This window comes from Tolypothrix bouteillei VB521301 (assembly GCF_000760695.4).
In the GTDB taxonomy this organism is placed as follows: domain Bacteria; phylum Cyanobacteriota; class Cyanobacteriia; order Cyanobacteriales; family Nostocaceae; genus Scytonema; species Scytonema bouteillei_A.
The window spans coordinates 5,058,487-5,082,100 of the sequence record NZ_JHEG04000001.1 but is presented as its reverse complement, the minus strand read 5'-3'; the positions used below and the strand labels follow the sequence as shown (position 1 = coordinate 5,082,100).

Annotated in this window: 18 protein-coding genes; 9 read left to right on the top strand and 9 right to left on the bottom strand. The window is 41.5% G+C overall.

Features of this window, described 5'->3' with window-relative positions:
* Positions 1–162: 162 nt before the first annotated feature.
* The 4 genes from HC643_RS20470 to HC643_RS20455 form a co-directional block, all read right to left on the bottom strand.
* Positions 163–2,055 carry a lipoxygenase family protein gene (locus HC643_RS20470; RefSeq protein ID WP_038083060.1) on the bottom strand — a complete coding sequence of 631 codons (1,893 nt, stop codon included), beginning with the start codon at positions 2,053–2,055 and terminating at the stop codon, positions 163–165.
* A gap of 633 nt (positions 2,056–2,688) precedes the next feature.
* On the bottom strand, positions 2,689–3,561 hold the full coding sequence (locus HC643_RS20465) for a DUF5895 domain-containing protein (RefSeq protein ID WP_038083067.1): 873 nt from the start codon (positions 3,559–3,561) through the stop codon (positions 2,689–2,691).
* A gap of 346 nt (positions 3,562–3,907) precedes the next feature.
* Positions 3,908–5,506 (bottom strand): bifunctional pantoate--beta-alanine ligase/(d)CMP kinase, encoded by a 1,599-nt coding sequence (locus HC643_RS20460; RefSeq protein WP_038083061.1) that lies wholly within the window; start codon positions 5,504–5,506, stop codon positions 3,908–3,910.
* A gap of 160 nt (positions 5,507–5,666) precedes the next feature.
* The gene (locus HC643_RS20455; protein WP_167844719.1) at positions 5,667–6,776 is read right to left on the bottom strand and encodes a septal ring lytic transglycosylase RlpA family protein; all 1,110 of its coding nucleotides are present in this window, start codon (positions 6,774–6,776) and stop codon (positions 5,667–5,669) included.
* Positions 6,777–7,532: 756 nt separating this feature from the next.
* Between HC643_RS20455 and glsA the strand changes: the two genes are divergently transcribed.
* Complete coding sequence (gene glsA / locus HC643_RS20450) at positions 7,533–8,510, top strand: glutaminase A (RefSeq protein ID WP_050045628.1); 978 nt, start codon at positions 7,533–7,535, stop codon at positions 8,508–8,510.
* A 243-nt stretch (positions 8,511–8,753) separates the two neighbouring features.
* Here the strand turns inward: glsA and HC643_RS20445 are convergent, their stop codons facing one another.
* Complete coding sequence (locus HC643_RS20445) at positions 8,754–10,973, bottom strand: ATP-binding protein (RefSeq protein WP_050045627.1); 2,220 nt, start codon at positions 10,971–10,973, stop codon at positions 8,754–8,756.
* Between the two features lie 471 nt (positions 10,974–11,444).
* Between HC643_RS20445 and HC643_RS20440 the strand changes: the two genes are divergently transcribed.
* The 5 genes from HC643_RS20440 (at position 11,445) to HC643_RS20420 (ending at position 17,175) form a co-directional block, all read left to right on the top strand.
* Positions 11,445–12,356 carry a DUF4344 domain-containing metallopeptidase gene (locus tag HC643_RS20440; RefSeq protein ID WP_167844718.1) on the top strand — a complete coding sequence of 304 codons (912 nt, stop codon included), beginning with the start codon at positions 11,445–11,447 and terminating at the stop codon, positions 12,354–12,356.
* Between the two features lie 498 nt (positions 12,357–12,854).
* On the top strand, positions 12,855–14,171 hold the full coding sequence (locus HC643_RS20435) for an ABC transporter substrate-binding protein (protein WP_038082797.1): 1,317 nt from the start codon (positions 12,855–12,857) through the stop codon (positions 14,169–14,171).
* 10 nt (positions 14,172–14,181) lie between these two features.
* Positions 14,182–15,081 (top strand): carbohydrate ABC transporter permease, encoded by a 900-nt coding sequence (locus HC643_RS20430; RefSeq protein WP_038082801.1) that lies wholly within the window; start codon positions 14,182–14,184, stop codon positions 15,079–15,081.
* Positions 15,082–15,095: 14 nt separating this feature from the next.
* Positions 15,096–15,980 carry a carbohydrate ABC transporter permease gene (locus HC643_RS20425; protein ID WP_038082796.1) on the top strand — a complete coding sequence of 295 codons (885 nt, stop codon included), beginning with the start codon at positions 15,096–15,098 and terminating at the stop codon, positions 15,978–15,980.
* 103 nt (positions 15,981–16,083) lie between these two features.
* The gene (locus tag HC643_RS20420; RefSeq protein WP_038082794.1) at positions 16,084–17,175 is read left to right on the top strand and encodes an ABC transporter ATP-binding protein; all 1,092 of its coding nucleotides are present in this window, start codon (positions 16,084–16,086) and stop codon (positions 17,173–17,175) included.
* A gap of 74 nt (positions 17,176–17,249) precedes the next feature.
* On the opposite strand, the gene HC643_RS20415 is transcribed toward HC643_RS20420, so the two are convergent.
* Positions 17,250–17,567, bottom strand: a complete 318-nt coding sequence (locus HC643_RS20415; protein WP_038082792.1) for a hypothetical protein — start codon at positions 17,565–17,567, stop codon at positions 17,250–17,252.
* A 191-nt stretch (positions 17,568–17,758) separates the two neighbouring features.
* Here HC643_RS20415 and HC643_RS20410 point away from each other — a divergent pair, with 191 nt between their 5' ends.
* Positions 17,759–18,397 carry a Uma2 family endonuclease gene (locus HC643_RS20410; RefSeq protein ID WP_038082790.1) on the top strand — a complete coding sequence of 213 codons (639 nt, stop codon included), beginning with the start codon at positions 17,759–17,761 and terminating at the stop codon, positions 18,395–18,397.
* 196 nt (positions 18,398–18,593) lie between these two features.
* The gene (locus HC643_RS20405) at positions 18,594–18,938 is read left to right on the top strand and encodes a hypothetical protein (RefSeq protein WP_038082788.1); all 345 of its coding nucleotides are present in this window, start codon (positions 18,594–18,596) and stop codon (positions 18,936–18,938) included.
* A 65-nt stretch (positions 18,939–19,003) separates the two neighbouring features.
* Here HC643_RS20405 and HC643_RS20400 read toward each other — a convergent pair whose 3' ends face one another.
* The 3 genes from HC643_RS20400 to HC643_RS20390 all read right to left on the bottom strand — a co-directional run bounded on the left by HC643_RS20400 (position 19,004) and on the right by HC643_RS20390 (position 21,832).
* Entirely contained in the window at positions 19,004–20,128 is a 1,125-nt protein-coding gene (locus tag HC643_RS20400; RefSeq protein ID WP_038082786.1) for a DNA (cytosine-5-)-methyltransferase, read from the bottom strand.
* The gene (locus tag HC643_RS20395; protein WP_038082783.1) at positions 20,097–21,380 is read right to left on the bottom strand and encodes an alpha-amylase family protein; all 1,284 of its coding nucleotides are present in this window, start codon (positions 21,378–21,380) and stop codon (positions 20,097–20,099) included. Before HC643_RS20395 ends, HC643_RS20400 begins: the two co-directional genes overlap by 32 nt.
* 158 nt (positions 21,381–21,538) lie before the next feature.
* Positions 21,539–21,832, bottom strand: coding sequence for a DUF6679 family protein (locus HC643_RS20390; RefSeq protein ID WP_237265912.1), 294 nt, complete (start codon positions 21,830–21,832; stop codon positions 21,539–21,541).
* 235 nt (positions 21,833–22,067) lie between these two features.
* On the opposite strand from HC643_RS20390, the gene glgA reads away from it, so the two are divergent.
* On the top strand, positions 22,068–23,546 hold the full coding sequence (gene glgA, locus HC643_RS20385; protein ID WP_038082780.1) for a glycogen synthase GlgA: 1,479 nt from the start codon (positions 22,068–22,070) through the stop codon (positions 23,544–23,546).
* Positions 23,547–23,614 lie beyond the last annotated feature (68 nt).

Here is a 23,614-nt window from a genome sequence, read left to right as displayed (position 1 = left end):
GATACCTACTAACTATGCAGTAATATTTTCAAACTCCTGACTCCTAATATCATGTCCGGTTGCATACCCGTAGTTGGGACAGACCCGGAGACCCGGAGACACGGGGATGCAAAGAAAGTTTTATTATGGGCATTTAGCCGGACTTGATATAACCGCTATTTTCTAAATATTAATGCTCTGGGGAATTTTGGAAGGCAGCAAATAATTATAGATTGGGCGTTTCAAATTGCGCTGATTGATAGTTGCTTCAACCTGCTTGAGATTGCTCTGAAATTCCTGTAGTAAAGGTTGGACTTGTGGATTTGTAAAGTGTCCTTGCGGGTATTCACCGAGTTTGTTATAGTAAACAGCACTCAGCAAAGCCAGTAAATTATACTGCCTTTGTGCTTGATCTAGGGGTGCGAGCAATTTGAGATAGTCTTCTTCACTCACTTCCTTAGTGAGAGTTGAGGCTGGTGCGTAACCTGCTAGTGGTACGGCAGCTGCGTAACCCATGAGACTTTTCTGGGGAAAGTTAACCGCAGCATGTTGAGCGCTGGCTGTGAAAATAATCAGCGTAAGGGCATCTGCTAGATATTCTCGTGTCTTGATACCTCCATCTTCACCAAAATCAAACACGCGACCGCCATCGTAAGATCGGGCTTCAGCAACCCATGCTTGAAGGGCTGCGTCTTTTTGAATGTCCTCATTAGTGGAGTAGTAAAGGTTTACGTAACTCGAAACCCATTGATGAATGGCATTCCAAACCAAAAGTGCATCATCTCGGTAAGGATATACGGGCAATAGATTGGGATCTTCCACGCCTCGCTGCTTAAATTGCTTTGGTAGGATGGCATTATTGAAACTGTAACTTTGCAACCCGTACACCGCTAAAACCCGAGAGTTATCGATGGTTGCTGAAAGCAATCTATCAACTCCACCACCAGGAGCAATCAAAGCTCGTTGGGCTGCATCGTTAATTGCTAAGGTTCCCTCGAAATGAGGACGCAGAAGTACGCTTAAAGGATGGGTGCGGAGAAGTTGGCGATGGGTTGCAAGTACAAAAGCACCAACGAATAAGTGTGTTCTGGCTAGGTGAGTGACAGCTTCGTGGACATTGGCATCTGCTATCTGGACAACGGTTTTGGCAAACAGCCAAGCATACTTACCGGAGTTAGGGGTGACGATCGGATAATCTGGACCGGGAGTTTGACCGCATTGAATGGCTATCGGGCGCAGCAGACGGTTGGGGTCAGAGCCTTTGGGTAATGCAAAAAGTGCTAAGGGAGCGTAAAGGTATTTTTGATAGTACGGGAATGTCCCGCCGATCGTTCCTTCTAAAATTCCATAATCTGTTAAGTAGAGCCTTCCTTCTTCTCCGGCTGCTGCAAGGGAATCATCAGTTCCCATCACCACCTGGTAATGTTCTTCTGTGACTGGAAAACGATCGCCAGGACTGCTGACTCGCTCAATGATTACGGGATTGTACCCTGCAACTCGCATATAGGCAAACACTTCATCGTCTTGGAATGTTGTTGCGATCGCGGGGACTCCCAGCACTGGGAATAACTTTTCGTAATCATTCAAACTGGTAGGGCGTCCAGTTGGTTGTCCTTCGTACAAAAGCTCAATAACTTTGTTTAAAGAATCTTTAAGAATTGTGATGCCGCTGTCTTTGAGGATAGAAAATAACAGATCGTCGAGTTCTCGGTAATCTCGAGATATACCTTGAGCTAAAATCTGAGGGACAATTTGTAAAACTTTAACAATAATGTTGGTTTGGAAAGGTATTGCTCCTTTCAGCAATACTTCCAGGATAAACAATCTCACATCATCACGGATCGACTCGGAGCCGCGATTTCCTCGGTTAGTAATTAGAGTATTAACAAATAGTCCCCTAACTTGCTGAGCCAACAAAAAGTACCAGGCACTTGCAAAATCTTCTGCTGGAGGTAGCCGATCCACCATAGCCAGAGGTGGGATATGGGTGTAGCTATATTGGTATTCTTGCCTAGCTATGTCCAGATTATCTGCATTTGGGACATTTATCGAATTATCTTGTGATGAAGCAGTCATGGAGACTCCCTAAGTATAAATTTCAGAGAACTTTAGAACTCAATGAAAAACAGCCCTCCTTTACTTTTTTTTAATTAATTAAGTGGTCTAGAAACCTTCACCACTTCAAGATTTTTTAACTGACACACTATTCACAAAAATTTTCTGTATTCCGTGAGTTTTCACTCTGGATTTTATACATCACTGAGTTGTTAAACGCAATACTAGCCAGTGAGATTCCTTGTTTATTGTAAATAGGCAAGCGTAGATCGACAAACCCATGTAACAATATGTAAAAGATAAAAAAATAATATTCTGGCACAATGTAACTCTAAGTCAGAACATTAACGCAGATACTTACCGAGTAACATAGAGAAGTATTATAGAAGCTAAGCCAGCAGACAATCAGGCCATAAATAAATGACGAAGATGATTGTGGTGGTTCTCCCCCAATTTCACGAAAACCAAATCCCAAACCATCGGATCGTGGCTTATCCGAGCGATCGCCAATAGAACATCAACCACCCCATCATAGAGAAGTAGCATCAGATTGAGCCTTGAATTGAATAAACGTGATTTCCCGCAGTCCTTACCGTCTAGCAAGATACCTGACTTTCTGAAAGAAGCCAGGTATCCAACCAATGAGCTTTTTACCTAGTATGGTGGATAAGCAAAGTCATCTTCATCAGGATAGACGTAGGAGGAATTTGAAACTCCTGCCATTGCCATTTTAGATGTTTCTACTTTTGCCGTATCCTTGCCAAACTCTTTATATTCTTCAAAAGTTTTACAAATCACTCCAGATTCCTCAGCATCAGAAGCAATGAGATAATCTGTGAGTGTAGAAACTGTGGGATGTTTGTAATCCACTGTTGAAGCCACTAAAACTGTATTTGGTTCAATTCCTCTTTCTTCGCAGTTTATGATTGGGCAAAAAATCCCGTGAGCGTGAAAGAGAGGACCTTTAGGTGTTACGGGTAGACGACGATATCCAGCATAAGCTTTTTCTAATTCAGCGAGAAATCCGCTTGTTATCCTACCTTGTTGATACTCGCAGTAGCTTTTACTAAAACTTGCTCCTGCTGCACCATTAAGAGTTAATTGTAATGGCGTCTCGTGTAAAAACTTTTTATCTTCCCCTACTAAATAAATTAAATAGCGAGTAAATGTTTTAAATTTAAGTTTGTCTGCTAAAAAAGCATCGTAATTATCTTTGAGTGTTCCTAATTTGATTCCAGTCTCTCGGTCTTTGACAGATAAAGGTCCTCGCCTGACTATGACTACGCGTGGAGTTGTGGTCATAAAGACCGTTTCAACTCCAGAACTAAATTCATGCTCTATTTGCTGCCAGGAGCGATCGCTTTGAAAGCCAACTGCATGAGCATTATCTAGCTTAATCGCTAATCCATAGGGTTGTAAGCCCTCTGTGCCATACCGAGGATTGATCATCTGACACCAAGGAATGACTTGAGAAGCTCTTGCGCTATACTTCTCGTCCTCAAAGTCGAATTTTGCAGATGGTTTCATCATCTTACGGCAGTTCTCAGTGTTTTAAATATCAAGTTTACAAGAAAAAAGGCAGAGGACAGAGGAGCCAGCACTTTATGCGGACAATGCCCGACTTAAAGCGACTGGCGTGGAAGAAGGGAAAGAATCAAGGAAAAAGTAATACTTTTGTATCATTATATCGGGATGATAGACGCAACAACACAGCAGATCTTAACAATCTGCTGTTTAACCTTGGGTCAAGAAACCCGGTTTCTTGAAGAAACCGGGTTTCTATGCCCGCAGCTATATATCAATTTAAATCGCCATAAGGCACAATTTACGATAAGAGCTTCGGATAAAAATAGTGAAAAATACTGTGTGATAGTTAAGACAACTTTTGCTGGTAGAAGTCAACAATTGTTTCAATGACTTGAATCACACTCATACCGTCAGTCTTGATTTCAACAGCATCTGCCGCTTTCTTTAGGGGAGAAACTTTCCGATTGCTGTCTTTCCAGTCTCTTTCGGCAATATCGCGTTCTAATTGCTCTAAACTAACTTCAGGTTGACCGAGTCTTTTGTAATCTTCTTGACGCCGGCGAGCCCGCTCGCTGACAGAAGCAGTTAAGAAAATTTTTACCTCGGCATCAGGAAAAACTTGAGTTCCAATGTCCCTGCCTTCAGCAACTAAACCTCCTTTTTTCCCCCAACTTTGTTGTATCTTCACCAAAGCTTGACGTACAGAACTCTGTGCTGCTACTGTAGAAACTTTGGATGTCACCTCCATAGTACGAATAACCTGGGTAACATCAGTCCCGTTAATCCAAACCCGTACCGGAGCTTGTAAATCCTCGTTAGGGGTAAGTTCTATGAAACACTGGCTCGCGACTTCTGCAATGGAGCACTCATCGTCAAGGGGAATTCCCCTTTGCAGCACCAACCAAGTCACGGCTCGATACATAGCCCCTGAGTCTAAATAAACTAGACCCAGTTTTGCCGCTACCTGACGGGCGACAGTGGATTTTCCCGCCCCCGCAGGTCCGTCTATTGCGATAATGGGTTTGCGATCGCGCAGGACAATGTTGTCAATCAACCGTGTGGAACCAAGACGAGCTGCGATCGCCAGCATCCCTTCCTCCTCTATTGTCTCTATAGGCATCAAAGTATTTGGTTCAACCAATTCAATATATTCCACTAAAACAGAACTCGCCATTGCTATTTCTTGCTGGACTACTGATAAAAGAGTATGGCTCTTGCGAACACCCGTGTGAAACACTGCTTGAGCTTGTTGCAAGCTGCGATACAGCAGGGCTGCTTGCTGATGAAGTTCTGCATTCAAATATTGGTTGCGAGAACTCAAAGCAAGACCCGATGCTTCCCGTACAGTTGGACAAGCAACAATCTCTATCGGAAAATTCAAATCGGCAACTAGCCGTCTAATAATGGCAAGCTGCTGACCATCTTTTTGACCAAAATAGGCGCGGTCTGGCTGTACCAAGTTAAAAAGCTTGGTTACAATTGTCGCTACACCCTGAAAGTGACCCACTCGAGAACGACCACACAAGCCAGATATCATAGCAGATGGCGGGGTAACTTGTGTATCAATAGATTCTTGTATACTCTTCTCGATAACTCCCATTTCTTCCGGAGAAGGAGCAAAAATAGCATCTACCCCAAATTCTTCGCACAATTGCAAATCTTTATCTAAAGTGCGGGGATAGCGTTGATAATCTTCATTAGGACCAAATTGCAGTGGATTGACAAATATACTCACGATCGTCGTGGCATTTTCTTGTCGCGCACGTTCAATTAAACTCACATGACCCTGATGCAAAGCCCCCATAGTGGGAACCAAACCCACTGCTGTTTTAGACCTTGCAGTTATATCATACTGCAGCGGTTTTTCATTGGTTAAAGGTTGAATCTCAAAACGGCGTTTAGCCAAATAGCAGCGTAAAGCAGCAACAGTTGACAGCAATCGCACAAAAATACCCCTAGTTTTTCTAGCTTCTCTCCCCCGTTAGTTTATATCTGAACTGAGGAAGAGATCGGAAACTAGGGGATTGAATGAATTATGAATGCTGAGTGATGAATTATGAAATCAGGTATTGCTTCCCAATTCATAATTCATAATTCATAATTCCTTACCTTCCTAGGACTTCGATACGCACCGGAGCAATACCTGTGCTCATTACACCGAGAATTCTTGCTGCGCCAGCAGAAAGGTCAATAACTCGACCCCGAATAAATGGACCCCTGTCATTAATTCGCACTACAACAGAGCGACCATTGCGGGTGTTAGTGACACGGACTCTTGTTCCAAAAGGTAAGCTGCGATGGGCGGCGGTTAATCCTTCTGGATTGTACCTTTCACCAGTAGCAGTCCGATTGCCAGAACCGTCATAACCGTACCAAGATGCCATACCTTGAAGCGTACCGCGTACTCTGCTAGCAATTTGAGTCGGTAACTTTGGTAGTGAGATTTTTGGAATTTGCAGGGGCGATTGCACGGGTAAATTCGCGATTTCGTTCAGAGGAGCTGCATTACCAAGCAGTCTCCGCATGCGATTGGTTGCTTGCAGTGCGTCTTTTGCCGGGTCGTTGGTTGTATCTGCAAGTCGTGTATCGCCATTAATTTCCACGAGTTCTTTGCCATCAACCTTGATGAGATAGCGCCCTTTCTGTGTTGGCTGATTCTCCGACGTTGGCATTCCTTTAGCAGATTCCCAACTCACTGCAATCTTGTTGGGATCGACTTTATCTAAAACTAACTGATTGATTTTTGCTGCTACCACTGTTGCTCTTTGAACTGGGTCATTAGCTGCAGCTACAGGCTGATTTTTGATGTCCGCACTGTTTCCTATTGAGGAAACCTTTGCTTGGTTCAATCCATCAGTGCTGAAATCTCGTGTACCACCAACCTTGGCACTGGTATCACCAACGGAACCAACCTTAATTCCTGAGGTTGATACAGGCTGTTTACCTACAAAGGTAAGAACAGGAATCTTGCGAAGATAGAGCGTTGCTGCCTGATGCCCTGCTAAATTATGCGTGTGAATTTCCGCGATCGCAGATGCATTTTTAGCAAGGTTTTCTGTCTTTGGTTGATACTCCCCTACTTTCACTACATCTGATGAAGCTACAGTTTGCGAAGTTGAAGCCGTTTCCTTGATTGCTTGAGCGCGACCAATTGACGGTGTGCCAAAAACAGTAGTGAACAGAGCTACAACAGCCCACAAAAGTTTATAATTCATGCGTCCGATATTAAAGCGACTGAAGAACAGAAGTTTCGTTAAATTAGCGGGGTTTTTGATTGTAGAAACGTTACAAAAAGCGTTTCGACACATTCCCAAAATTCAAACTCGTTCCGCTTTCACTTTTTGCTTTTAACTGCATCACACTATCACGAAAAAACGGTGTTGGGGATCGGGGTTTTAGCGTAGGTGTTGGTAACCTTCTCAAATTTTTACTCTCCTTTTTCGCGCAAAACCTTACTCTCACGAGTCTTTTCGCCCTGTATCGCTTTTTTTCTTAAATAAAAAAATTTGTTGTTAAATCTTCACAACATTTATTAATCAAATTAATCAAGACGGTATATACGGTTGTATTTAGAGCTAGTTAATGGTAGCTTAACGAGACCGACAAGAAATTTTACGTGTTTACACGTAAAATTTTCGTCGTGCCACTGGTAAAAAATTTAAAGTTTGAGTCAACAGACCAAACTGTCAAAATCATGCTTTCTTCACAGAAAGAGCCACTAACTCGTGCATGACTTTTACCATCTCTAACATCTCAAATGGTTTTATTACAAGCAGTTTGAAAAAAAAGATTTTTGTAATAACCACGATTACTATTAATTTATTAATGCCAAAAAAAGTTATAATGTACAAAATTAACAAGTTAAAAATATAACTATGTTAAAGAAAATACTTGCAAATGAGCAAGTACATGGTATCTTATCTGCGGCATAAAAAGAAAGCATAAGTTTTGTTATTTAACTAACAGCCCTCATGGCAAAACAAGAAGAATTAAAAATAACTGCATCGTCTGTAGAACCTTTTTTGAGTGAACTGCATTCCCAGTACAAGTCCTTGCAGGATGGCGCGGTGGCTAACTATATTCCAGAACTTTCCAAAGTCAATCCTGAGTTATTCAGTATTTGCATCGCCACTGTGAATGGAGAAGTTTATCAAGTGGGAGACTACAACGAATTATTTACCATTCAATCGATTTCTAAAGTTTTTGTCTACGGACTTGCTCTCGAAGATCGCGGACGAGATTACCTTTTGACAAAAGTTGGTGTTGAACCAACAGGAGATGCATTTAACGCCATTGTTCTTGATGAGGTATCGAAACGCCCTTACAACCCAATGGTGAACGCAGGAGCAATTGCAACCACAAGCTTGATTAAGGGTACAGATGCAATCGAAAGACTCAATCGAATGCTAGATATGTTCCGTCGATATACGGGTCATAATGTATTTGTTGATATCTCGGTATTTACCTCAGAGCGCGTGACAGGACATCGCAACCGTGCAATGGCACACCTGATGTTAAATTTTGGCACGATCGACCAAAGCGTTGATGAAACACTAGATCTTTACTTCCAACAGTGTGCGGTCATGGTAAACTGTCGCGACTTAGCAGTTATGGCAGCAACCCTTGCTAACAAAGGTATTAACCCCATAACAAGAGAACAATCCATAGATAGCCGTTATATTAAAGACATTCTTAGTGTTATGTATACCTGTGGAATGTATAATTTCGCTGGTGAATGGGCTTATAAAATTGGGATTCCAGCAAAAAGCGGTATTTCTGGTGGAATTATTGCAGTTATTCCCAACCGTATGGGCATTGGAGTCTTTTCACCTCTGTTAGACTCGCGAGGTAATAGTATTCGTGGTGTGAAAGTATGCGAAGAACTTTCGCAGAAGTTTGGTTTGCATTTATTTAACTGTTCGCGCCAAGGATTACAGTTTTGTGAGTGATTTAATTGCAAGGGCTGCAAGAACCCTAGCTTCTTGAAGGAAACATCTGTTTAATGGGAGAGATCGACCCTTACTTGGCGCAAAGTCCCGTTTTTCTCTCGATCCGGATCGAGGTGAGAGGTGAGAGCTATTATTTGTCAACGGCATCCTTAACATTCTTAACAGTTCTCGGGGATTCGATCGCTAAGTGCTGACTTCGTTCCAAGCTAGAGATACCCGATCGAAAGCGAGCGCACTCAACAGTCATTGAGTAGCGATCGCTATAGGGATCTCAACGACAAAACAAGTCCCTTTTCCGGGTGTGGAATGACAGTATAGCCGTCCTCCGTGTTTTTCAACAACAATCTGATAACTAATTGATAACCCCAACCCCGTACCAGAACCTACAGGCTTAGTAGTAAAAAAGGGATCGAAAACTTTCTTTTGTATCTCACAATCGATACCACAACCGTTATCAGTAATGCAAATTTTTACAGTGTTTAATCCAGCCAATTCAGTAGAAATTTGAATTGTTGGGCACTCGGAGTTAAGAGTTAATTCTAAGTCTCCAGATCTATGCCTCTTTGCCTCTTCTAAAGCATCAATTGCATTACTCAAAAGATTCATAAATACCTGATTTAAGCTAGAAGCATAACAGTTAACTAAAGGTAATTTTCCGTACTCTTTAATAATGTTAATTTTGCTCCAGTTATCGCTTGCAAGTAAGCGATGTTGCAAAATCATTAACGTACTTTCAATCCCTTCATGAATATCCACCGGCTTCATGATGGCTTCATCCAGACGGGAAAAATTACGCAAGCCCAAAACAATTTTCTGAATCCGTGTTGTTCCCAATTTCATGGATTTGATAATATCGATCAAATCTTTTGTAATAAAATTTAAATCTATATTTGTTATTTTTTCGTCAATTAATGAAGTTTTTATTGGACATTCTTTCTGGTATATCTCAATCAACTCGAGCAAAGATTGTATGTAATCATGAGCATAATTTATATTGCCATGAATAAAATTGATAGGGTTGTTAATTTCATGAGCAATTCCCGCTATCAGTTGCCCTAAGCTAGACATTTTCTCTACTTGAATTAAGTGGCTTTGAGTGCGTTTAAGTTCTTCTAATGCTTGTTCTAAATCTACATTTTTTTGTTGTAACTCAGTTGTCCGTTGCGCGACACGAATCTCTAATTCTTTAAAGGAAGATTCTAATTGTATTGCCATATGATTAAAGGATTGACCTAAGGCTTCTATTTCTTCTATTCCTTTAAAATCAACAGTTTGCTCTATTTTTCCAGAGGCGATCGCCTGACTGGCTATCCTCAATTTCCGAATAGGATCTACAATCCAGTGAGAGGTAAAAATTCCCAATATTGCTGCTACACCTAAAGCACCAAAGGATAGTAATATAGTAGTTTGCGTATTGGCATGGATTTGCTCCATAAAACTGGTTTCTGGGACAACTACAACAACTAGCCAATCTAGCCCAAACTTATCGCGCCAGGGAGCAACTTGAATAAACTGGCGCTTTCCTTGAAGCATAAAGTCAAGATTTTGTTGGCTCTGAATCTTTCTAAAATCGCCATAATGTTTTTTTAGATAGGTAGCTGTAGATTGAATCAGAAAGTCTGTGCTGTTAATAACATTTAGACGTTGTGCTTTCCCATCAGACAAAGTATAAGGCTGTTCTTGACTGGAACTAGCAATAACTAAACCATCACGTTCAATAACAAATGCTTTACCTAAAGAACTAACTTTTAACTTGCGGAGAAAATCACTTATTTGTGCTAACCGCAAGTTAGTTACCAGTACCCCTACAAGTTTGTTTGTCTTGGTATATAGCGGATAACTTGCAGAAATTGAAATAATATTAGGAAAGTTATCCCATTGATAAACCTGGCTCCATACAGCTTTACCAGCTTTAACAGCATCAGTATAAGCTGCTTCTTCTTGAGGATGGTAGTTATCGTAGGATTTTATCAACTTAGTACGATTTCCCTGACTATCCGTAGCGTAAGTATTGGCTTTATGTTGAGTGTTAGTAGAGAGTTCGTCGATAGTAACTTTGTTTGGCTCTAAGAAGATACCAGCACCTGCATATTCTCCAGTGGATAGTACATAGTAAATATAACCAACGTCAAACACGGACATTTGTTTCCAAAAGTAATGTCCTACACCCTGAAAATCTCGCAAGTCTAGTTTTCCCAGTTCAACAGCATTGGCATTAAGCTGATTAATTTGGTGAGGTGTCGCTAAATATCGATCTAGATGCTGGTGAACTCGCGAACTGATTTCCTGCTCCAGTTGATTCGCAAGATCGTTGACAGCCCTTTCTCCATTTTTAAATGAAAAATATCCTATCAAACCTACGGCGCTAAAAATTTGAATCAGAAAAGGAATAATTAAGAATAGACGGAGTGATATTTTCCCAGACGCTATTTTATAAATAATATTTTTTAATAAAAAATTCATATTTCTTCACAAAGTAAGGCTCGTCATTAGTCATTGCTCATTAGTAAGGGTTTCAGGCAAGTTTAATTTTTTAATAACTTTTTGTTGATTTTTGCCCAGCTACTTACTGTAAGCTATTTTTCCCAAAAACTCCGTGTTTCTATCATGAAGCTTTAACAGTGAGTAGTGACCAATGACCCCTTGAATTTACTAGGTTCTAGGGAACTGGAAAGCTACCTTTAGGACTGGAGCCTTTGTTAAACAATTAATTTTCGAGAAAACTCAACTTACTTGTTTTTAAAATTTCATAAATTTTTCAGTAAGAATACTGCTTTAAATTTGTGAAGTTTTTACTTAATTTTTAACAAACATAAATAACTTTCTGCTATAAAAAAATACTTCGTTTCTGGAATCACTAAGTACGTTCGTGTAGTTAAAAAAAGTAACCCTCTCTCTTAAGACGCTTTCTATTCTTTGCGTTCAAGGTACTACATGCGTAAACATAAATTTTTATTAGATCGGGCTATTAACTTGTTTTCGAGAAAATCGCTATTTCAAAAAGCCTTTGCTGTTTCTTTGTGTGGTGTTCTTGGTGTCAACTTAACTGCTGGTTTATTGATAGGACAGAACCGTCGTGCGATCGCAACTGAAGCTGACAAAACCCTTGTAGCGCAAAGAAAGTACCAACCAGGCAAATTTCATATTGTTTATGGAGAAGTCAAAAGCCCGTTTTATCGTGAATTGCAAAAAGAATTGCGAAAATCTAAAGCCTTGGAACCCGTTGGAGAAGCACTCAACAGTCTTCAATTAGCTTTACCAACGGATGTAGCGATCGCCTTTACAGAATGTGGTGAGTTAAACGCTTATTACAATCCCGGTGACCAATCAATAAAAATTTGTTATGACTTGCTCACACATTATGCAGAATTGTTCTCTAAAGATTCTCCTAAAGGTTCAACAGATAAAGCCTTTGAAGAAGCTGCAAGTGTTTTGTTTTTCGTAGTTCTACATGAAACAGGACACGCTCTCGTTGATTTGTTAAAGATTCCGGTAACAGGAAGAGAAGAAGATGCTGTTGATTCACTAGCTGCTGTCATGTTATTAGAAGGCGAAGGGGAAAATGCAGCAGATGAAATAGTGATTAATACAGCACGCGCCTTTGCTTTACAAGGACAAGGACAACTCAAAGGTGAAACAATTCCCTTCGCAGACGAACATTCTTTAGATTTGCAAAGATTTGCTAATTTGGCTTGCTTGGTTTATGGCAAAAACCCTGAAAAATATACTGATATAGTTAAAAAAGGAATTTTGCCAAAAAGCAGGGCTGCGAAATGTCCCAGTGAATACACTCAAGCAAGAAATAGTTGGTTGCGTTTGCTGGAGCGCCACAGTTTATCATCCTAGCTAGTAGGTTCTGGGTTGCGTATTATATCGTTTGCTAAGATCCCTGACTTTTTTGTCAAGTCAGGGATCTTGTAGTTTTCAGTAAGATAAATACAACTATCCTCTACTTTGTTGTTTTCACGAATCGGCTAAATATGAAAAATTGTAAATTTTAGTGCTATCTTCGCTGTATTTCTTTAAGAAAGTTATCCTCAGTAGCTTTCTCTATCTTTGGAAAGTTGTGTAGTTCTTTAAAACAAGTTTTAATTATAGCCAATCATAGCATTTTTTGAATTTCCAAATAGATAGCTTCTTCTTTTATAGAAATCATAAATGATTTATGAAAAGTTTTAAGCACTGTAGGGGCGGCATTGCCTTCTACATTCAAATTGCTTTTTATCTTGCTTTTGAAAAGGTAGAATTTTCTGCATCTAAAGCAAATTTGTAAGCAAACAGCAAATCCTATTTGGAAGGTTAAATCTTTTATTTGCTAGCAGTTAACAATCGTATTCATTTATAATGTCGTACCGCAGAACACTGAATAAACTGGGAAATTTCTTACGAAAACAAGGTTTTTTACGTACAGGAGTTTTCCTGACACTGTTATTGAGCATCATATTGTACAGTTGGGTAGCATTCTCGCAACAACCAGTTGTCTTGAATATGTTGATTGCTGCGCCTGATGCTCCACCTTGGAAACAATTTTTAATAAAAAACTTTGAAGCCAAAAACCCAGGTATTCGCATCAACCTTGTTGAAGGACCAAATGCTACCAATTTGTTGGAAGATTTGTATACTTCTGCTTTTATCTTGGGTGAGTCTCCTTATGACTTAATTTATATGGATACGATCTGGGCTCCTAAGTTTGCAGCCGCTAACTGGTTGCAACCTTTAGACGATCGCATTTCCAAGCAAGAGTTAGCAGCATTTTCGCCCAAGGATGTGGAAGCGGGACGCTATCAAGACAAGCTCTACAGGATTCCCGTGCGTTCTGATGCGGGAATGCTCTACTACCGAGAAGACTTGCTCAAAGAAGCAGGATTCAAACCCCCTGAAACTTTCGAGGACTTAATGCGAATTTCCCAAGCCTTGCAAAAACAAGACAAGGTAAACTGGGGCTATGTTTGGCAAGGTCGCCAGTATGAAGGATTGGTGGCGATGTTTGTCGAAGTTCTCGAAGGTTCTGGTGGCTTCTGGATTAATTCTGATACGGGAGAGGTGGGATTGGATCGACCGCAAACGCTAAAAGCGATCGAGTTCTTGCGTAACACTGTAAGGGAAGGTATTTCCCCTCCTGGAGTTACGACTTATATCGAAGAAGACACCAGACGGATGTTCCAAAGCGGTCAAGTGGCATTTCTACGAAGTTGGCCTTATGTCTGGACTTTAGCCAATAAAGAAGGTTCGCCAATCCGGGGCAAAATTGGTATTAAGACGATGGTTCACGCACCAGGAAGCACTGGGGGTGCTTGTCTTGGGGGATGGGGTTTGGGAATTGCCAAATCTTCCAGACATCAACAACAAGCATGGAAAGCAATTCAATACTTTACAAGTGAAGAAGCACAACGCCAATTTGCTTTAAGTGAAAGCTACGTCCCAAGCCGCCGCGCACTCTTTACAGATCCAGAAATTGTAGCCAAATATTCTTACTTTCCCCAATTGCTAAAAGTTGTAGATAATGCTGTCTTACGCCCACCCGTTGCTCAATACGCTCAGGCTTCAGATATTTTACAACGCTACTTAAGTGCGACGCTCAGCGGTCGGATGACTCCGGAACGAGCAATGCAGGCTGCTGCTAGTGAAACGCGCCGACTGCTAAAAATTGGACAAAGCTAAAATAGTCAAGGTGATGAACTTGCAAACACTTAAAAGTCGGCAACAAAGGACAGCATGGATTTTACTAACACCAGCATTGCTACTGCTGTTGTTTGTATTTGCATATCCGATCGCACGAGCATTTTGGTTAAGTGTATTTACTAGGAATTTGGGAACGGAGTTGCAACCCGTATTTTCTGGTTTGGATAATTATGTACGGATGATAGGAGATGGTCGTTTTTGGCAGAGTCTTTGGACGACATCCGTATTTACAACAGCATCCGTTATTTCAGAATTATTATTGGGATTGGGAATAGCCTTAGTTCTCAATCAGGCATTTTTTGGACGGGGAGTTGTGCGTACCATCGCAATTTTACCTTGGGCTTTGCCCACGGCTCTGATTGGTTTAGCTTGGGCGTGGATTTTTAACGACCAGTTTGGAGTTGTAAATGATATTTTGCGGCGATTCGGATTGATACAGACTGGGATTAACTGGTTGGGAGATCCAACACTAGCGATGATAGCAGTTATATTTGCTGATATTTGGAAAACGACACCTTTTATTAGTATTCTGCTACTCGCTGGCTTGCAGTCAATTTCGCAAGATCTTTATGAAGCTCATTCCGTTGATGGCGCAACACCGTGGCAAAACTTCTACAAAATTACTTTGCCGTTGCTATTACCGCAAATTCTCATTGCAGTGTTGTTTCGGTTTGCTCAAGCTTTCGGGATTTTTGACTTAATTGCTGTGATGACTGGGGGCGGACCTGGTGGTGCAACAGAAGTGGTTTCGCTGTACATCTATTCTACTGTGATGCGCTACTTAGATTTTGGCTACGGGGCAGCTCTTGTGGTCGTAACATTTTTAATACTGGTTGCAGCAGTGGCGATCGCCAGTTTCTTGCTTAACAGATCCCGTGCTAGGACATAAGGAGTTATTTACCCATGACTGCACTTCCAGAAACAGTTCCATCAAACACTTCCAAACCACCCAAAAAAGCAATTCCTTGGAAAAAATTCTTGCTACCAATAGCAATTGCACTAGTGGCTTTGTTCAGCCTAGCACCAGCACTCTGGCAACTGCTGACCTCATTCAAGGTCAATGAAGACATTGCTGCGATTCCCACTGTCTATATTCCTACGCGATACACTCTCTCTCACTACATAGAGCTATTCGTCCGACGTCCATTTTGGCGCTATATCTTCAACAGTGCTTTCGTTTCCGTAACATCCACGGCTCTGTCCTTAGCGATTGGAGCACCCGCCGCTTATGCCCTTGCACGGTTGCGCCCTTGGGGCGAACGATTTATTCTTGCAAGTGTGCTCATTGTGACATTATTTCCAGGAATTCTTCTATTTATAGGATTGTTAGAAATTATCCAAGCACTCAGGTGGGGTAACAATTATTTGGCATTGATTGTACCTTACACCGCTATCAATTTACCTCTGACAATTTTAGTCTTGAGAAGTTTTTTCCAGCAATTGCCTAAAGACTTGGAAGATTCAGCCAGAGTCGATGGCTATAACACCTTTCAATTGCTGTGGCAAATTGTATTGCCTATGACCCTTCCCGCCTTGGTGACGACTGGAATTCTCACCTTTATTTTTGCCTGGAACGAGTTTATTTTTGCTCTCACGTTTATGACTCGCGAAGAATTAAAGACAATTCCTGTGGCTGCAGCACAGTTAGGAGGCGCTTCAGTTTATGAAATTCCTTACGGTCCAATTGCAGCAGCAACTGTTGTGGGAACTTTACCTTTAGTTTTACTCGTTTTGTTTTTCCAGCGCAGGATTGTTCAAGGTCTGACGGCTGGTGCTGTTAAAGGGTAAATTGATGTCAGAATTTTGATTTTCAACAATGTCATACAGAATAAACTTCTTTCAAAAGACACGACATCCTAAAAATTGTTAATCCAAAATCCAAAATCAAACAATGGCTAGACTTGTACTGAAAAACTTAAATAAAACCTACACTTCCAAAGTTGTTCCGGTAAAAGATGTTAGCTTAACCGTAAACGATGGAGAATTTCTGACTTTGTTAGGTCCTTCTGGCTGTGGAAAGTCTACCACACTGCGAATGATTGCAGGGTTAGAAGAACCAACTCGCGGTCAAATTACAATTGGAGACGTGGATGTCACCTACAAGCGACCAGCCGAGCGCAATATTGCAATGGTGTTTCAAAGTTATGCGCTTTATCCCCACATGACAGTGTATGACAACCTTGCTTCTGGTCTCAAACTGCACCGCACTCCACCCGTAGAAATTAAAAGCCGAATCGCAGACGTTGCTCATATTTTAGGATTGGAAGAATTATTGAACCGCAAGCCCGGTCAACTGTCTGGAGGACAGCGACAGCGAGTTGCAGTAGGGCGAGCGCTTGTCCGGCGTGCTAATGTATACTTGTTAGATGAACCCCTAAGTAACCTAGATGCATTGCTCCGCGAACGAGTGAGGGCAGATATCAAGCAACTATTCGCTGCTCAAAATGTTCCGGTTGTTTATGTTACTCACGATCAGACAGAAGCAATGACACTGTCTACTAAAGTGGCTTTGCTCAATGATGGTTATGTCCAACAACTTGACCCACCCGATCGCATCTACAACCATCCAGCCAATTTATTTGTTGCTGGATTTGTTGGCAGTCCCCAAATGAATTTACTGACTTTACCTTGTCAAGGGCGACACGCGATGCTGGGGAACTTCCAAATATCTCTCCCAGATTTACCAACTGTACCACCTGAAATCGTATTGGGAATTCGTCCGGAAAACGTTCGGATTCCAGAAGCCAATGATACACAAACTATTAAAGGGCGGGTGTATCTAGTGGAGAATTTAGGTATGCACTATTTGGTCAGCGTGAAGATTGAAGGGTCGCAGACGACAGTACGTGCGTTGCTACCAACAGATCGAAGTTGGAGTGGCGAGGATATTACCCTGGCATTGACTCCGCAAAACATTCACTGGTTTGATGTTCGCTCGGGGGATGCTCTTGTCAGGAAACAAATGTCGAGTGTTGGAGCATAGATATGGGATTGTATTGTTTGAGGTAATATCAAACCTGGCTCTGATTTGAGTAGAGACAAGACCATCGCCTTGGATCATATCCGTCCGCAGACTCCTGTCTCATTCAAACGGAAAGCTGCAAATTGACCTTGTGGGTGTTTTTGCAGCGCTTGTTGTAAAGCACTCATACTATTTGGTGCTACGAAGTAGTCTCCACTATCTGGCTCGATTAAAATAAACCAGTTGTAGTGGTCTTGAATGAGTTGAAGACGAATTTGCTCGAAAATGAGACGACCTCTCTGGTGAAAAGCGTTCGCCTCTGCTTGGCGTTTGGCTTTTTCTGTAGGTGAAATAGTGCGTTCTGGAAACAGTCTGCCTCTTTTGGGGCGATCGCTGTTGTGTAACTGTGTCATTTTTGTACTTTGCTGTATTTCGTTGACGTACTTCTGCGTTTTTACTGTACTCCGCTCTAGAACGTGTGTTGTTAGTTAGCCAACCAGCCAATTAACACTCTTTAGCCCACTGACAAATTTTGTTCGGGTACTATTAAGATTGCGATATCGAATTTTTTTGAAGGCTGAACGATGAACTACGGAGATTGAATATGGTAGTAGCAGCAGTACTCGCAGAAACTAGAACTGTACTTGAGAACATTAGCTGGCAGACATTTAAAGCTATGTTAGCTGACATGAGCAACCAACGCAACACTAGACTTGCTTATGACAATGGGATACTAGAAATCATGTCTCCAATGATGCCGCACGAGAACTCTAATCGCATAATCGAAGGTTTTATTGGGGTGTTGTGTGAAGAACTGGGGCTGGAAATTAAACGCGCTGGTTCGCTGACTTTAACACGGGATGACTTGGAACGAGGTGGTGAGCCGGATAGTAGCTACTACATTCAAAATGAGTCTTTGGTTAGACATAAAGAAAATATAGACTTAGCAACCGATCCACCACCAGATTTAGTACTGGAAGTCGAATATTCCAGACCAAAAATAGATAAGCTAAAACTATATGCTGCAATGGGTATCCCTGAATTCTGGGGATACAACGGAAACGTACTTCGATTCTACGTACTTAGCTCTGGAGACTACTCAGAAGTAGAGCTTAGTCCGACCTTTGCGCCTGTACCAGTGAACGAGATTCCTCGCTTTATCCGAGAAACCAGAACAAATGGGGAAATGTCAACAACTCGCGCTTTTCGTAATTGGGTGAAGCAGGCGATCTCTGCTATGTAAACGTCTCCCCTTACCAAGAGGGGGTTATAGAGTTTTCTTCAACCGAGCGATCGCTATTCTGGGACTGAATGACTGGGAGGAAGGTATTACTGCGTTAGAGTACGCACTTGAGCGCATAAAGTCTACAAGCGATATAGAGGTAGAAGATGGTGAGTTAATTTTCCGCAATTTATTTAACAGCACAAATGATGCGGCGGTGTGGAAAACTCGTATCAAAACCCTGATAGAACTCTATGACAGGTATGAACTTGCTTCAGTCTTGGCACAAGGACTTGTGCGACAACGGAGCATTCAGGCGCTGATGTCGGAGATAGTAAGCAACAAAGCAGCACAATCGTGGCTGGAGGTATGGCGGGAAGTGGTGGGAAGCCGCCCTGAGTTCCAAATTTCTCTTCGTCTTTTAAATGCTGCTGTCCGCTATCGGGAAACAAAGGGGGATAGGCGCGTGTTGCTAGAACTGCCTATTGAAGAACGTAAACTTTTACAAGAGGTACTGGGGATCGAGGAATCGTCAAGTCAGAACAATAAGCCAAATCCATAAAATACCCTAGCGAACTATCTAAACTAACCAGAGTAACGTTACGTGTGGACGAAGGTGCGGATTAGTCAACGGCTAAACTCTGCTTCTGGTAAATCGGCAAAAGCCTGACCAACTGTTACATATGGCAACAGACCAAATAATTCAGGTTCTGGCGTATGAGTTGGTAAAGGTAAGCTAATACTGCCAATTTCTTTTAAGCAACCAACAAAGAACAATCGCCGTCGTAATTGGGGAGTGCCAAAATCAGCAGCAAGAAGTATCCCAACTGAAACTTGATAGCCTAAATTCGCCATCTTCTGCAAAATCTCCTGATATAACTGACTTCCTGCAATTCCTTTAAGATTGGGTACATTTTCCATGACAAAAAAGGGAGGATGTAAATGTTCTACGAAGCGCAAAAATTCGTAAATCATTTTACCTCGGTCATCCTGCAACCCTTTTTGTTTACCGGCTTGACTGAATGCTTGACAAGGGGGACCACCAAATACAAGGTCAGGCTTATCAACTTCACCTGAGGCATTTTGCCAGAGATTTAATGGATCTTCTAGGGCGGAAATATCTTTTTCTAAAACGGAAACACCTTTACGAAAAAAACCACCTAGCGTTGCACAAGCATCTGACCAATTATCGAGTGTTACACAAATGTCTATGCAATTTGTAAGATGAGCACCAATATCCATACCTCCTGCACCACTAAATAAACTGAAGGCTTTTAAAGTACGATTATTAAATCCAAGCATATGCGCTTGGTGAGCTAAATGTTCAAACACAGCCTTTGCAAGTGGTACGGGAACGGCATTACCTACCTGAAGCTGAGTACTGGTTAGGGTTCCTTCAAATTTCATGCCATCGGGAAAACCTTGCAAACGTGCTGCCTCTCGTACAGTAATGAACCTGTTTTCATAAGGATGGACAAACTTGTTAAAAATATAACCTGTCACTGTTAAGGAAGGTTTATTCGGATCGAGTCTAATCATTCTCAGGTTTGGTCCACCCTGTCGATTTGGGTCATGCTTGACATAGTATTTAAAGCTATCATGCCAAAGCTCTTCGGGTAAATCCTGCATTTTTTGCCCTATTTTCAGGGCGTTAATACGTTTTTGAACATCGGAACCTACTCTTCTAGCAATATGATTTTCAATAATCTTATATGAACTGCTAGAATTGGAAATTTTGTTGAATCCATTCATCTCTTACATGGCTTTGTGTGAAAGTAATAATACCATCAAATAAGTTATATATTTCTCGGTCTAATGGCAAATCACCAACTTTTTTTGCTTGTCCTGTTGTATCTAAAGTCCACACAATATCCTGAAGCTCAAGCAAGTAATCTCTGTAATGACGTACAGCGTGAATGTTAGACAGTAATGCAGTTTTGAAAGCAAAATGACTGGCTTTGGGTTTACCAAAAGCCGCAATTTTTAAGACTTGATAAATACCTTTTTTTATATCATCGGTTCTATCCATTCCCACACTTGATTTACTATCAGAAATAGATTCGTATCCCTCACCCTTTCTTCTCACAGGCCAATTTTCGGGTCTGGGAATAGGTTGTCCGCAGGCATTTGTTAACCAATAAACAGGCTCTGGTAAAGTTCCTCTTCCTCTTACAGCTTTGTTATAGGCAGAGTAAGCAATATTCCAAAACTGGAAATATCTATAAAACAGTTCGTCTTCCTCGCCAAAAACTTTTCCAATTTGCTCGTATGCCCATTTTGTAGAACTACTACTTCCTCTTACACCCAAAGGTACAAGCTCATAATTCCAGCGATCGTCTTCCAACTTAGGAAGCATAATATTCATTTGAGATGACGTAAGAAACGAATTATCCGTAGCAGAGTGTAAACGAGGTATAGGTTCTCCGTTATCATCTACCTCAGTTTGCACCTCGACTTTTACTGCTAAGGGAAGTGTTGTCAGTGGTGCGGCTTTTACTTCCGCTAATAAAACTACATCTTGTGTTTCATCATGAATGATTACGTCAATAGGTTCTGTACCGTAATAAATTTTCAAATACCGTGAATTTATTGTGAATAAATGCTTGAGAAATACACAGAGCAAACGCCTTGTTGTTCCACCAATAGTTCCAGAAGAAGGTTTGTTGGCTTGATGAAAATAAAAATTTCCTTGCAAAACACATCTTGGACAGGTGTTAGTGTATGGATAAATTAAAAGAGGGGAATTTTTTACTGGACAATAAAGCCATCCCGTATTCGCTACTTTTGTATAGTACTCAGCAGCGACAATGAGGTCAAAAGCAGCCGCAAGTGAAATACCGGGTGCGGTAGCAGTTCTTTCAGCATTTTTCAGAGCTTGCTCAACAAGAACTCTGGCTAATGCTTCTTCATAAGTATTGGCTTCAAAAGCTTTAGCCTCAGAAAGAAGCTTTTCTATCCAATCAACCTCAACTTCCGACCTTTGACGACTGTCACTTGTACTCAAACCATCTCCTAAAAGGACTTTGTATCAATATGACCTAATAATACTGAGATTTCTCACTACTTACAGCTAAATTGAATAAGATACCTGTAAATTCAACATTATACGCCACCCTCTTATCTGTAAAGAGGATGGCGTATGAAAGAAAGTGATTGGACAATTTATTTTTCTTCCTGCTCTAACAGCTTGGAAAGCCTGTTTTTGATATCTTGCACTTGCCGATCGTTCTTTGGCAGTGTTAACAAACGAACTTCTATTTCTGCAATATTGTCAATTCGAGTGGTTTTCTCCCACATTCTCTTTTCTGTATCAGATTCGTGCTCGTAACGGAATGTTACAGTATCATGACAGACATCCATGATTTCTACGTTTTTTAGCCAGCCATTACTGCTTTTGACAAAAAGCCACACGTTAGGCAAGCCAATAAGCTCTTTAAGTTTACTCTCCATACCCATGATATTTAGAATCCTAATCTAAAGATAGTAACATACTGTGTCAATATAGCTTAAGACGTATTCTTGCACGCATTCTAAATATTGAGAAGGATATTTTTACGGACAGACAACACTTATGCGGTCACTCGGTAATTTTGTTCCTAATGAATAGGTAACTTACTTGCCAAGAGATACATCTTTTCTGTAATTATGGAAAACATAATATAAGGTAAAATTTTATTAAGCGAGGATAGACATGTACATCGTTCACCTTGCCTCAGAATGCGCTCCTGTGATTAAAGCTGGAGGCTTAGGCGATGTCGTTTATGGACTCAGCAGAGAATTGGAAATCCGGGGGCATTGCGTCGAAATTATCCTTCCGAAGTACGACTGTATGCGCTACGACCACATATGGGGGTTGCATGACGCTTACATGAACCTGTGGGTACCCTGGTATGGGGCGGCGATTCACTGTTCGGTCTACTGTGGGTGGGTACATGGGCGAGTGTGTTTCTTTATCGAACCTCACTCACAGGATAATTTCTTTAACCGGGGCTGCTATTACGGTTGCGATGATGACAATCTGCGGTTTGCGTTCTTCAGCAAAGCCGCTTTACAATTTTTGCAACAGAGCAACAAGCGACCTGATGTAATCCACTGCCATGACTGGCAAACGGGCTTAGTTCCGGTAATGCTCTATGAGATTTACCAATATCACGGGATGGGTCATCAACGGGTTTGTTACACCATCCACAACTTCAAGCATCAGGGCTTTGGTGGTGCTGAAATTCTACGAGCAACGGGTTTAAACCGACTAGAACATTACTTCCATTACGATCGCCTGCGAGACAACTTCAACCCCTTTGCCATCAACTTAATGAAAGGGGGGATTGTTTACTCCAATGCAGTCACAACAGTTTCACCCCATCATGCCTGGGAAGCCCGTTGTACTAACATTGGTTACGGGTTGGGTCACACCTTGCACCTGCACCAAGGTAAATTTACTGGAATTTTGAACGGTATTGATTACGATTTCTGGAATCCAGAAATAGACCGTTACATACCCCACCACTTTAGTCAAGATAATTTTGAAGAGAAAGCAAAGAACAAAAAAGCTTTACGAGAACGACTGTTGCTGCAAGATGTCGATAAACCACTGATTGCTTACATTGGTCGTTTGGATGAGCAAAAAGGTGTTCACCTTGTGCATCATGCAATGTACCATGCCATTCACAATGGAGCACAATTTGTGCTGTTAGGTTCGGCAACAGAGTCAGGGATTAATACTCACTTCCAGCACGAGAAACGCTTCTTAAACGACAACCCGGATATTCATCTAGAACTTGGTTTTAACGAAGAATTATCCCACTTGATTTACGCAGGAGCAGACATGATTGTTGTTCCCAGCAATTATGAACCTTGTGGGCTAACTCAGATGATTGGTTTGAAGTACGGTACAGTACCGATAGTTCGGGGAGTGGGTGGGCTAGTCAACACCGTGTTTGACCGAGATTATGACGAAAACAAGCCCCCAGAAGAACGGAATGGTTACGTGTTCTCCGACTCGGATTACCATGCTATTGAGTCAGCAATGGATCGCGCTCTGAAGTTGTGGTACAACGAGCCAGAGGAATTCCGCAAGCTTGCTCTCCAAGGGATGGAGTATGACTACTCTTGGAACCAGCCAGGAGAAGAATACGTGAAGATTTACGACCAGATTCGATATCAGTGGTAGTAGATTCGGTTCTTTGTACTTAAAGATTTTTCCCTTGCTCTCTCATAGGGGCGAGGGATTAATTTTTT

Bases quoted from the DNA above. Each gene is read 5' to 3' on its own strand.
- HC643_RS20470 (WP_038083060.1), bottom strand. From the start codon at position 2,055: ATGACTGCTTCATCACAAGATAATTCGATAAATGTCCCAAATGCAGAT.
- HC643_RS20465 (WP_038083067.1), bottom strand. From the start codon at position 3,561: ATGAAACCATCTGCAAAATTCGACTTTGAGGACGAGAAGTATAGCGCA.
- HC643_RS20455 (WP_167844719.1), bottom strand. From the start codon at position 6,776: ATGAATTATAAACTTTTGTGGGCTGTTGTAGCTCTGTTCACTACTGTT.
- glsA (WP_050045628.1), top strand. From the start codon at position 7,533: ATGGCAAAACAAGAAGAATTAAAAATAACTGCATCGTCTGTAGAACCT.
- HC643_RS20445 (WP_050045627.1), bottom strand. From the start codon at position 10,973: ATGAATTTTTTATTAAAAAATATTATTTATAAAATAGCGTCTGGGAAA.
- HC643_RS20440 (WP_167844718.1), top strand. From the start codon at position 11,445: ATGCGTAAACATAAATTTTTATTAGATCGGGCTATTAACTTGTTTTCG.
- HC643_RS20435 (WP_038082797.1), top strand. From the start codon at position 12,855: ATGTCGTACCGCAGAACACTGAATAAACTGGGAAATTTCTTACGAAAA.
- HC643_RS20425 (WP_038082796.1), top strand. From the start codon at position 15,096: ATGACTGCACTTCCAGAAACAGTTCCATCAAACACTTCCAAACCACCC.
- HC643_RS20420 (WP_038082794.1), top strand. From the start codon at position 16,084: ATGGCTAGACTTGTACTGAAAAACTTAAATAAAACCTACACTTCCAAA.
- HC643_RS20415 (WP_038082792.1), bottom strand. From the start codon at position 17,567: ATGACACAGTTACACAACAGCGATCGCCCCAAAAGAGGCAGACTGTTT.
- HC643_RS20410 (WP_038082790.1), top strand. From the start codon at position 17,759: ATGGTAGTAGCAGCAGTACTCGCAGAAACTAGAACTGTACTTGAGAAC.
- HC643_RS20400 (WP_038082786.1), bottom strand. From the start codon at position 20,128: ATGAATGGATTCAACAAAATTTCCAATTCTAGCAGTTCATATAAGATT.
- HC643_RS20390 (WP_237265912.1), bottom strand. From the start codon at position 21,832: ATGGGTATGGAGAGTAAACTTAAAGAGCTTATTGGCTTGCCTAACGTG.
- glgA (WP_038082780.1), top strand. From the start codon at position 22,068: ATGTACATCGTTCACCTTGCCTCAGAATGCGCTCCTGTGATTAAAGCT.